Origin of the sequence: Bacillus cereus group sp. Bc031 (assembly GCF_027716265.1) — a bacterium.
Lineage (GTDB): Bacteria > Bacillota > Bacilli > Bacillales > Bacillaceae_G > Bacillus_A > Bacillus_A paranthracis.
Genome location: NZ_JAQFUL010000041.1, coordinates 32491 through 43334, shown reverse-complemented (window position 1 = coordinate 43334; position 10844 = coordinate 32491). Strand labels below are relative to the sequence as shown.

The window sequence follows — 10844 nt, the reverse complement described above, 5'->3', positions numbered from 1 at the left end:
AAGTACATTACGTGTTTTTTAGTTTGTTTGAACGAAAGTTCATTTTGTTTTCGTTCTTAAGTTGATGGGCATGTGTATTAACCCCTACATGAAAGCAATTTGGCTTGGATAATTTATTCAAATAAATGTCGATTTTCAAATACCGTCATTTGTCCAACAGATTGAAAACCAGCCTTTTTATAAATAGTAATCCCATCAGGTGAAGCTTGTAATACACATTGAGCAACGTTTCATTCCTTTGCTTCTTGCAGCAAGCAATGAAACATAGTAGAACCAAATCCTTTTCCTCTCATTTCTTCTTTCGTTGCTATATCATAAATACCAATACTATCTTGTGTACACACTAATGAACCAACCGATACGACTTCATCTTTATAAAACCCTAAGTATAGTTTCATATTTTCACTATTCCATAAATGGAAAGAAGCAGTTTGATTGTAGAATGCTTGTACATGTATACCTTCCTCGGATGTACCAAATAGACTAGCTAACGCTTCTCCAAACTTTTTAATTTGTCCTGACGAAGATGCTTTTTGTATCGTAAAACCTTCTGGCAAGTTTGTTGTTGGATGTATTGTATGTAAGTTTGCTACCATCGCGATATTTTGTTCTGTTTCTTTTAATCCAAGCTTTATTAATTCATTCTTTATATTCCCCTCTAGCTTCTCGTCCCAAAACCAAACACTCATTGGATATTTCTTTTGGTTATAGTATACTACCTCCTTATATAATTTCTCGATATTTTCCGTTACATTATTGTTTAGTAAAGTAATGATATTAAATGTATCTGCAGGTAAACCACAGTCGACAGCAATGTAACCCTTCGTTTCTTTTACATTCATTCCCTGTGCCTGCCGCGCAATATATGAAGTTTTATATGTAAAATTATCTATTAGTAACTTTTTAAAATTCATTCATTTTGCCCCTTTCATAAAAATTCAAATTCGAATCTTTCAGTATTAAATATAACATATAAGAAATATACCTATTTCTATAAAAATATCTCTATAAATCACTCTTTGTCTCCTTAAAGAATTAAATATGATATAACGTTGTCGGAATGAAAAAAGTGGTATATAATAAATATTAACATTACTAGTAATTATTTTAGGTATTCCTAGAATAAAGGAGCGATACATATGAAAATTACTATTTATTTCGGAAGTCATGAAGATCAAGATGTTCGTACAATGGACTGTCATTTAGATGTAGAAGATACGGAAGAGATTGTTTCTGTATCATAATATAAATAGTTAGGATGAACCCTCTTCCCTACAACGTTTAAGGCACCTTTTACAGGTGTCTTTTTTGTTGTTTTTTCGTCAAAAAACCTTTACTTTAGAGCGTTTTAATAGTAAAATATACATATACGAACAAATGTTCTTTTTATTTTAATTGTACATGAAGGGATGATTTTTACAATGGCTCAAACAAAGCGCAGAGGAAGAAAAAAGCAAACACCTATTATTTCAAATACAGGCTTTATCGGCTCTGTCTTTATTGATACATTGGAGTTACAAAAGAAATCCTATTATTTCGCCCGTAAAAAACTTCAAATTGTTCATCACGTATTAGATGGTCTATCTGGGGCAACAAGCTCTCTATTTAAAGAGCATAACATTTCAGCATACATGTCATGTGTATATTTACATAAACAAAAGAAAATCGGATTTGTTCTTTCAACGAAGCCTTTTGAACAAAGTGACGGTGTTGCTTACTTTATAAATTATTTAATCGAAAAGAATTTTTACGGTAACGAGGAAGTAGAATATCAAGAAGTATATAATACAGGTTTTATTGGTGTAGTATTCGCCGATTTATGTAGTATAGATCGTTTTAATTTCGAGTTTGAAATGGGTATGTTAACGAAATTAATGAAAGATATGATTATTCCGGTTAAAGAACTCTTTTTACGCCACAATGTACCGGCATACATTTCCACTTCTCATCTAGAGGAACAAAACAAATTAGGTTTCGTTCTATCTGTAAAACCATATGATGAACGTGCAGAAGCAGATTTATATTTTGAGGCGTATTTAAAAGAACGCGGGTTATTTATTGGTGATGAAGAAGACGATATTGATAAGATTGTTATTAGAAAAACAGCTGAATTACGATAGATAAGCGCAGGATGATGATCCTGCGCTATTTCGATATTATTTAATTACGTTCAACACTATACCCTTTTGAATGAATTTCTAAATTCAATTTATTTGAGTAAGCCTGATTTAAAATAAGAAATACGATTCCTCCTCCAATTGGAAGCGTGTAGGATGGAATATGATTTAATAATAGACCTGATAATGCCAGTGCTATCGGCTGCATCATTTTACCTAAACTTAATCCAATACTAAGCACTCTGCCCCTATATTCATCTGGAATCTCTCTTTGCATAAAATAAATTAAAAGGATATCGATTAATGCTATCATTAACCCTAAAAAGAACATAATGGCGCAGTACATGGTCACAAATACAATTTTATTCACTTCAATACTTTTGAATAGAACAGGTGCACCTGAAACTATCATAAAAATTGCCATCATAAAACTTGTTTTTTTCAATAGATAGGAATAAGAAAAACGATTCGTTATCTTTTTTACTATGATTGCACCAACTATCATACCTATTGGAAAAGTCCCTTGGATCAAACCAAATTGTTTAGAACTAAGATTGAGAACTGTATTCATAATGTATGGCAATGGAACAGTTACAGAAAATCCTAGAAAAAAATTAAGTGAAATTAAAATACGAAACGTATTTTTTAAGCTCTCCCGCTCCATTAAGTAAGAGTATCCCTCCTTTATATCTTTCATAAAATTAATTTCCCTTATTGAACATTCCTTATTTATGTATTGCTCGCACAATTTAAAGTTGATAAACAATATGGATATAGCCGAAAGGATAAATGAAATACCGTTAATGATTATAAAAGTGTTCATCTCAAAGACTGCAAAAACAATGCCCCCTAACATAGGCCCTAGAATTAAAGATATAGAATCGATAATTTTACTTATAGAGTTAAGACCCATTAGTCTCTCTTTAGAGACGATATTTGGTTTTGCAGCCTCTAAACCTATTACAAAAAATGTTGCAAATACTGTCATCAGAAAGGTAGTAGTATAAATGATGAATAAGTTTAACCCATAATAGTTGCTTACTATATAAACAGTTATTAATAAGCATCCGCTTAGTACATCCATACAAACGACGAGTTTCTTTTTATCAACCTTATCAGCAATTACACCGGCAAATGGATTCATAACAATCATTGGAATCGTTCCTAAAATAAGCGTAATCGCGAAATTTAAAGCAGATCCGGTTATTTGTAATACATACAATCCTAATGCAAAACTATAAATAGAGCTACCGAATATTGATACTGTTTTTGCAATTGAATATAAACAAATATTCCTTAGTTCTTGGTTTCTTTTTTTATTTTCTATATGTAACCGTAAACTTGTCATAACTTTTCCCCCTGCCTAATTTTGTGTTACGTACATTGTAAGTTCTTGGGTCAACCCAATCGCAATATGTACGATTTGAATAATTTTAATGGGAAATAAATAAAAGATGGGGTTACCCCCATCTTTTTCCGAAAAATGAATATGTATAAATTTCTTCACCTTGAACAAAGAAATCCTCGTACTTTCCGCCTCGTTTCAAATAATTTGAAGTACTTTCATCAATGGATTGAAACTGTAGATTTTGGATTTCTTTCTTTATTTTTGAAAGTGAAAAATTTGCTCGAAAGTTATTTGTAATTTGGCTATTTAAGCTGAAATTTTTAAATAAAATAAATAAACTTAATAAATAACAATTGGATTTAAAAAGTGGGTTTAATTCGTGAAGTAAAAAATCCGCACAGATAAAGAGAATATTTCTTCTCGGATTTTTTCTCGCTAATACGTCTTTTAAAAATAAAAGTTTATTGAAATCTCTATCTACTGCGATGTATAGGCAATCTTCGGGTAGTTCTTCATAAATGCTCCTCAAAAAGAACCCAAGTCCTGATCCTATATCTAGTATTAATTTGTTATTTAAATCTAAATGTATTAGTTTCTTTTTCGCCCATTCCCCTTCTTTAAGCATATTTTCCAAATATGCATTATCAGTTTCATGAATATAATCCGAAATAGTATCTTCAAGTGACGTTCGCTCATTTGCTTTAAATGATTTACCAGCAGTTATTATTCCTGAAGTAATTATATATTCTTCACCACAATTACAAATTAACTTTCCCTCGGTAATTTGATTGTTATTAATAATTCCATCTTGAAGAATTAGTTTTTGTCTACACTTAGAACATGTAAGTAAATGTAGTATACTTAAATCTATCCCTATAATTGTATTGGAAGTTTCATTTGTTAATAATAAATCATGTAACACTCCCTTTAATTTATCCCGTTTCTTCTCCAAAAGTTCTATTTCCTGTTCCATTTTGTCATATTTTAGTTTAAATAAAGATTGGTAAAAGATATCTTTTTCGTAATTCATAGATTTTGCTAAATTTTTATAAAAAAATAGTTCTTTGATTTCATTCAAGCTAAATCCTAGATCTTTGTAATGTATTATAAGTTCTAAATCTGTTTGACAATACTCATCAAAAAAATAGTGGCCTCCCTTTTTTTCAGGAATAATAAGACTGAGATCCATATAATGTCTAATTGTATCAATACTTAAGTTATTTACTTCTCCAAACTTACCGATTTTCATAATATCCCTACCATTTAAATATTTTTTTATATAGATTTCTATTTTTATCTTTAAAAATCCTTTCACCTTTTTTATCAACAATATTTACGGAATAAACAAATGGTATCATTTATATTGTTGTGCCTAGTAATATAACATGCAACTTTTGGTTTAATGTATGTCAAATTATCAGTATTAGAATTATTAAACCTCAATAAATTTATTAATTTCTACTTAATGAAATGTACCTATAAACGGTGAACTATTGGAGTAGGATTACTGTAGAAGATTACATAGGGGTAAAGTGAAAAGTGATATGTTCTGTATTTTAGGTTGTATAATGCTCACATAACGTCTCATTATCGGTAGCAAGGAAAAGGCGAAATCTTCAATTAGGATGATGATATAATTAAGTGGGAAATGGACTCTTTAGAATTAAATAAATCTAAATATATTATCTCGAACATCAAAGATATTCTGTATAAAAAGCTTATTCTTAATAAACCACTAACCAAAGGATACTTACTGGTTCGTTATACAAAACCAACATCTCTAGCAAGATCCCGTAAGGCATTTGGAGATAAAAAACTTTGAATCTCCTGTGCAAATAATTGTAATTCATCAGATACAGGAATAAACATACAAAAACGCCATCCTTTCCTATGATTCTAAAAATAGAATAGCGTAATTTTTAATTTAAGGAAATTTTGTTCTGCTATCTTAATAGCAATGGGGAGCTACTCCTATAAGAGTTGAATAGTAAACATTTCTTTACCTTTTGGTAAAGAAATAATCGATTTCAAATGGCTCTCATTTAATTGCGTACTTAAATAAGAGTTCTCCATTATTTAGGTCTCTTTCATTCATAAACTCGAATCCTATACTTTCGTATAAGTTATAAGCTGTTCTGTTTTCCTCAGTGACACTTAAATATATAACGTTTACCCCATATTCTTTTGAAACTATATTAATAAGTTTCATCATAGCAATTTTCCCATAGCCTTTGCCTTGATATTTTTCATCTATCATTATTCTATCAATCCAAGTATCCTTATTAGGACCAAAAGAACCGTACATAGCAAATCCGATAATTTCTTCATCATAATATATAGCTACCGGATGCCATTCATGATAGGTATTAGCTTCATTTAAACATTCATCTATGGTTTCAATAAATTTTTCTTGTCCAGACCTTAATTTTATATTTCTAACTTTGAATTCATTAGTATCATCTATATCTCTAAAATGTACATTACTCATGTATTAACTATACCCCCATCACTTAAATCTTATTTAATTATCATCCTGCTTGTTTTAAACAATGATTTTTCTGAATATTTAACTTTATTTTACCATAAGATGATACAAATCCGTGTGTTTTCTCATAACAGATTAAAATTGACATACTAGGGGTACAAATACATACCTATCAAGCTAAGATTTTATCGTATCCTCTAAACGGGAATTTTGTTTTTTATAACACCGAAGTTCATTTTTATCGTTATCGATAAGGGAATTCCAAATTAAAAAGCCTAACTTCTCTGCAAATCAAAATAGAGAAATTGAGCTTTTTAGTTATTTCATTTTTTTATTGAATTCATTAACTGGAAGAAGTATTTAGGTTTATGAGTCTTATTTAGGTTATACCATGAATGTAATGTATCTGGTGTAAATACATCTATTTTTTTCAGTACCTCCCTTGCAAATTCCAGAGGAGCTATTCCTGAGGCAGTAACTAAATTCGCATCAGATACCGCTGGTCCCAACTCATAGAACTTTTCTCCTTTATAGTTAGGACATACCATTTTAGTATATTCTAAGTTATTACTTGTATGCTTTCTAGTATCCAAGTATCCCATATTCGCAAGGGCATCAGTTGCACCACAAATTGCAGCAACAATAGTGCCACGCTTTAAAGCTTGGTCAATTTTTTCCAAGATAGGTTGATGAATTTCTTCACTCCAAGTAGTCCCTCCTGGTGAAATTAAAAGATCTTTACTCTCAAGAGTACATTCATCAAGGGAAATATCTGGTTTTATCCTCAGTCCTCCCATAGTAGTTATCATTTCTTTATTAGCTCCTACTGTAATTACTTTTAAAGGTGCTAAATCTTTTTTGAAATATCTTCCTGAGTTTAGTTCAGCAATTAAATATCCATATTCCCAGTCCGACATTGTATTAAATACATATAAAAAAGCTTTTTTTGTTTGCATCTAATAACACTCCAATCACAATTTATATAGCTATTATAATATAACTTCCCTGACAGTTAACGTCAGGGAAGTTATCATACTTGATGAAATTTTATTAATTCAGACAGAACTTCAATAATTCTATTCTTAAGACTTATTGGCTCAATAACTTTAATAGATTTATTGTACGGTAAAAGTAAATAAGGTACATATTTATGTATCATATCTTTTTCAAGAAGAAAAACTGCTTGATTTGAAGTCCGTTCTTGTAAATAATGTCCTAAAAACCAATGTTGGCATATATCAGCCAATACATTTTTATCCCCATTAATAACCAAAGAAATAATACTTTCCTTATCTTCTATAGTTGGAAGAAGACTTTTTATAAAAAAATCACTTGCTGAAAAATTGTCTGGCCGGTTAAACTTATTTTCGGTTTGTATTAAACTTTCAATTCGATCTACTTTAAAACTACGGATATCATTCCTAAGATGACAAAATCCAATTACATACCATTTATTATTCCAATAGATAATTCTGTATGGATCGACCGATCTATAATTTAATTGCTTTTCGCCACTTTTATGGTAAAGAATTTTTACTGAATACCCGTTAGCTACGGCCTGCTCCAACTCCTTCAAAAAAGTTTTTATAGAAAGTGAACTTAATCGACTTATTACTTCAAGACTAGTTAAATGTTGGTTTATCTTTGTTTCTTGATCTTGATTTGAGTATTTACTTAGTTTTGAAATGGCCCTATTTAATGCTTCACCTCCATAATATCCGGCTTCTTCTGCAAAAACAGCAGCGTGAAATAGTGAAGTTTGCTCCTCAAAATCAAAAAAAAGAGGAGCCTCTACAAAATTGTTCAATAAAGTGTATCCACCGTTATGTCCTGGTTCTGAAATTATAGGTACGCCACTAGTTGAAATTGTATCAATATAACGATACACAGTCCTTATATTTATCTCTAACTTTTCTGAAATTTGTTTTGCAGTGATTTTTTCACCTGAACGAAGCATCCATAGAATTGCTAGCATATTGTCAATTTTAGGCATATAATTTCACCTCTATATGAAACTTATTTTCTATTATATATTTCCGATCTTTGGTATAACTCATCAACTGTTCCTTTCCGATAGCTTTCTATATAATAAGCCCTAGACACATTTGTAATTTCATAAGTTTTTTATTTACAGTCATATCTCCCTCTTTATAAAGCTTTACTGCATAATTCATTCCTGCATGATTTTTATGGTACTTCTTTGACCGACCTTTAAACTTTCTTTCGTTCAATTCCTTCGCGCTATCGCATACGGATAAGATCACGTTCTAATCGGTTTACACCCGCCATAACAGTAATTAAGAATTAGCTGTAGGGATTATCTTCTGATAAATCTAGCCATGTATCTTTTAAGGATATTAAATTTGCCTTTTTACTCCGTATGTTATCGATTAATTCAAATAAATCTTTTGTACTACGAGTAATTCGAGTTAAGTCCGTAACATAAATGATGTCACCTTCTTGTATACCATGTAACATTTTTGGGGGTTTCTTACAATCTTTCGTTTCTCTGGGGACTTTTCCTTCAAATTAATATCCATTCCGATTTCGTTCAGTTGCTGAAATGGCCTTGAAGAATTTCGGTTAATTGAACTGACACGTATAATCGTGTAAATGGTACTACAAGCGTAACTAGTTTCTTTACTTTCATATTAACCTTTCCCCTTAAAACTAAAGAGATTTATACCTATGCATATAAAAAGATACATCTTTTATATGGTATTGGTTAAATTTGGATGAATATTATTTTATATTGAAAAAATAAATACGTCAAAATTATTTTAGGGAAATTATAAAAATCATATTATATATAGATTAACAAGCTAATGAAAAAATGCCCTCCTAAAACCGAAAAACGTGTTTCTATCTGAGAATTTATAAAAAATAATGACGTTTTTATTTCTATTTGTATGTGTAATAAATTACACCTATTTCCTTGAGAATTTTAAAGATTCTCATCCCCAATACCTTACGAGTTATTGCTACAGATCTTGGTTTTGTACAAAAAACCGATAGAAACCAAGAAAAAGATTTTATATCTTTTTATGTTTAGAGGCGTTAAAAAATTACTACACCTCCTTCATATACGTGTAATATACAGGGATTTATAACTGGATATAGAACATAAAAAAGAGATGTTTATATTATTAATAAAATGATATACATAAGTGGAGGGTTAGAAAATGAAAATTGCAATAGTCTGTTTCGATAACTTTACCGATATAGATGTTTTTCTACCATGGGATTTATTAAATCGTGTACGTTTAGTCGGTGGTATTTCCGATTGGGATGTCCAGCTTTTAGGGACGGAACAATCTCATATATCTATGTCTGGCTTGCGTATTCCCATGACAGGAAGCATATCTGATATCCCTTTTGCCGACGCTGTAATTTTTGCGAGTGGTAAAAGGGTAAAGGATTTATATAAAAATCAACAATATATTAATAGCATTCATGTAGATCCTCAAAGACAATTAATAGGATCTATGTGTTCTGGTTCACTACTATTAGGAGTTAAAAAATTACTAACTGGTAAAAAAGCTACTACATATCCCTCAGCAGTAGAACAGCTAAAAGAATTTGGTGTAGACGTTATTGAGAAAAGTTTCGTAAACGAAGGAAATATATCGACTGCTGCGAGTTGTTTTGCTGCTCAAGAACTATCGGCTTGGATTATAAGGACCCTACTTAATGAAGAAATGGTTGATATTGTACTAGAAACTGTTCAGCCAGTAGGAAAAGGTTTATATTTTTAATCTCAAATCAAGTCAAGAAATTGTGGTTGCTCCCCAAAAATGATAAAATAAGATTTTTGTTTCGAGTTAACACAAATTTCGTTCTAGAGTGCTATAAAACTTCAACTTGATGGTGGCGTGGTATGCACCATTTATAAATAAAAAAACCCGCGTATCATTCACGGGTTTTCTTCTTAATAACTAATTGCTATTGTACCTTCACCTGCATGTACCGCAAATGAAATTGGTAATGGATATAATTTGAAATCCATTTCAGGGAATGCTTGTCTAATATCTGAAATCCATTCTTCAGCTCCATCTTTATCGTTAGCATGGAACATGTGAAGTACTTTTGGTAATTCTTTTTCAAGTTCATTTTTAATGTATTCTCGACATTTTTGGATTTTACGTACTTTCTTTTCAAGTAAAAGCTCTCCACCTTTTACTTCTAATATTAAGTTGACACTTAATAAACTTCCAAGTAAAAATTGAACTCCCTTTACACGTCCACTTGCATAAAGGCCTTTTAAACTTTTCGGGAATACGTGGAAAGGTCTTCTTTTTTCATCTACTAATGTTGTGTGTATATCTTGTAAAGTCATACCATCATTGTATAACGATTTTGCTTTTCTAATTAGTTCGTCCATTGGATAACTTGTTGTTTCACTATCTAATACCGTTAATGGGAAACCTGCCATTTCTGCAGCTAACTTCATGTTTTGATAGGTTCCACTTACTTTTCCGCTAATAGCAACTGCAAATCCTTCTTCATATTCTTCTTTGCATTTCGAAAATAACTCTACCATTTCCCCTATGTTAGGTTGTGATGTAGTGACAGTTTTACCTTCGTTTAAAGCATTATAAACGCGCTCACGCACACCTTCTTCACAATCTTTGTACGACACACCATCAATAATAACTTCAATTGGGATAACAAAGTTATCTCCTTCTGTTGTAAAACTCGCAGTTGTACTATCAGTAATCCAAGCAACACGCTTCATGTTGTTCCTCCCTTAATTCAATTCCTCTTTTCTAATTTTTCTATATATTTATGTTATGAAAAGAGAATATCCCTGTAATAGTAACAGGACTTTATTGTTTTGGCTATAGTAGATAGATGATAAATGTGAATATTTCTTGTCTTTTTCACAAATTAAAAA

General features: G+C 30.8%; 8 protein-coding genes and 2 pseudogenes. 2 read left to right on the top strand and 8 right to left on the bottom strand.

Going from position 1 to position 10844, the window contains the following annotated elements; translation table 11 throughout:
* Positions 1 to 113: 113 nt before the first annotated feature.
* Positions 114 to 914, bottom strand: a pseudogene (locus PDQ33_RS16615) (GNAT family N-acetyltransferase).
* 507 nt (positions 915 to 1421) lie between these two features.
* On the opposite strand from PDQ33_RS16615, the gene PDQ33_RS16610 reads away from it, so the two are divergent.
* Positions 1422 to 2120 (top strand): hypothetical protein, encoded by a 699-nt coding sequence (locus PDQ33_RS16610; protein ID WP_001990662.1) that lies wholly within the window; start codon positions 1422 to 1424, stop codon positions 2118 to 2120.
* A gap of 40 nt (positions 2121 to 2160) precedes the next feature.
* Here the strand turns inward: PDQ33_RS16610 and PDQ33_RS16605 are convergent, their stop codons facing one another.
* The 6 genes and pseudogenes from PDQ33_RS16605 to PDQ33_RS16580 all read right to left on the bottom strand — a co-directional run bounded on the left by PDQ33_RS16605 (position 2161) and on the right by PDQ33_RS16580 (position 8538).
* Positions 2161 to 3465 carry an MFS transporter gene (locus tag PDQ33_RS16605; RefSeq protein ID WP_270756280.1) on the bottom strand — a complete coding sequence of 435 codons (1305 nt, stop codon included), beginning with the start codon at positions 3463 to 3465 and terminating at the stop codon, positions 2161 to 2163.
* Positions 3466 to 3577: 112 nt separating this feature from the next.
* Entirely contained in the window at positions 3578 to 4714 is a 1137-nt protein-coding gene (locus tag PDQ33_RS16600; protein WP_061130356.1) for a MerR family transcriptional regulator, read from the bottom strand.
* A 789-nt stretch (positions 4715 to 5503) separates the two neighbouring features.
* Positions 5504 to 5953, bottom strand: a complete 450-nt coding sequence (locus PDQ33_RS16595; protein ID WP_000072998.1) for a GNAT family N-acetyltransferase — start codon at positions 5951 to 5953, stop codon at positions 5504 to 5506.
* A 320-nt stretch (positions 5954 to 6273) separates the two neighbouring features.
* Positions 6274 to 6906: a type 1 glutamine amidotransferase family protein gene (locus tag PDQ33_RS16590; RefSeq protein ID WP_270394557.1), complete on the bottom strand. Its 633-nt coding sequence runs from the start codon at positions 6904 to 6906 to the stop codon at positions 6274 to 6276.
* Between the two features lie 74 nt (positions 6907 to 6980).
* A complete protein-coding gene (locus PDQ33_RS16585; RefSeq protein WP_001124121.1) occupies positions 6981 to 7943 on the bottom strand; it encodes a helix-turn-helix transcriptional regulator in 963 nt (320 codons plus the stop codon).
* A gap of 63 nt (positions 7944 to 8006) precedes the next feature.
* A pseudogene (locus PDQ33_RS16580) lies at positions 8007 to 8538 on the bottom strand (recombinase family protein).
* A gap of 594 nt (positions 8539 to 9132) precedes the next feature.
* Here PDQ33_RS16580 and PDQ33_RS16575 point away from each other — a divergent pair.
* Positions 9133 to 9705, top strand: a complete 573-nt coding sequence (locus PDQ33_RS16575; protein WP_270756284.1) for a DJ-1/PfpI family protein — start codon at positions 9133 to 9135, stop codon at positions 9703 to 9705.
* A gap of 173 nt (positions 9706 to 9878) precedes the next feature.
* Here the strand turns inward: PDQ33_RS16575 and PDQ33_RS16570 are convergent, their stop codons facing one another.
* Positions 9879 to 10685 (bottom strand): DegV family protein, encoded by an 807-nt coding sequence (locus tag PDQ33_RS16570; RefSeq protein WP_061130275.1) that lies wholly within the window; start codon positions 10683 to 10685, stop codon positions 9879 to 9881.
* Positions 10686 to 10844: the final 159 nt, after the last annotated feature.

Coding starts and splice junctions, on each gene's coding strand:
- PDQ33_RS16600 (WP_061130356.1), bottom strand. CDS start 4,714: ATGAAAATCGGTAAGTTTGGAGAAGTAAATAACTTAAGTATTGATACA.
- PDQ33_RS16570 (WP_061130275.1), bottom strand. CDS start 10,685: ATGAAGCGTGTTGCTTGGATTACTGATAGTACAACTGCGAGTTTTACA.
- PDQ33_RS16585 (WP_001124121.1), bottom strand. CDS start 7,943: ATGCCTAAAATTGACAATATGCTAGCAATTCTATGGATGCTTCGTTCA.
- PDQ33_RS16605 (WP_270756280.1), bottom strand. CDS start 3,465: ATGACAAGTTTACGGTTACATATAGAAAATAAAAAAAGAAACCAAGAA.
- PDQ33_RS16610 (WP_001990662.1), top strand. CDS start 1,422: ATGGCTCAAACAAAGCGCAGAGGAAGAAAAAAGCAAACACCTATTATT.
- PDQ33_RS16595 (WP_000072998.1), bottom strand. CDS start 5,953: ATGAGTAATGTACATTTTAGAGATATAGATGATACTAATGAATTCAAA.
- PDQ33_RS16590 (WP_270394557.1), bottom strand. CDS start 6,906: ATGCAAACAAAAAAAGCTTTTTTATATGTATTTAATACAATGTCGGAC.
- PDQ33_RS16575 (WP_270756284.1), top strand. CDS start 9,133: ATGAAAATTGCAATAGTCTGTTTCGATAACTTTACCGATATAGATGTT.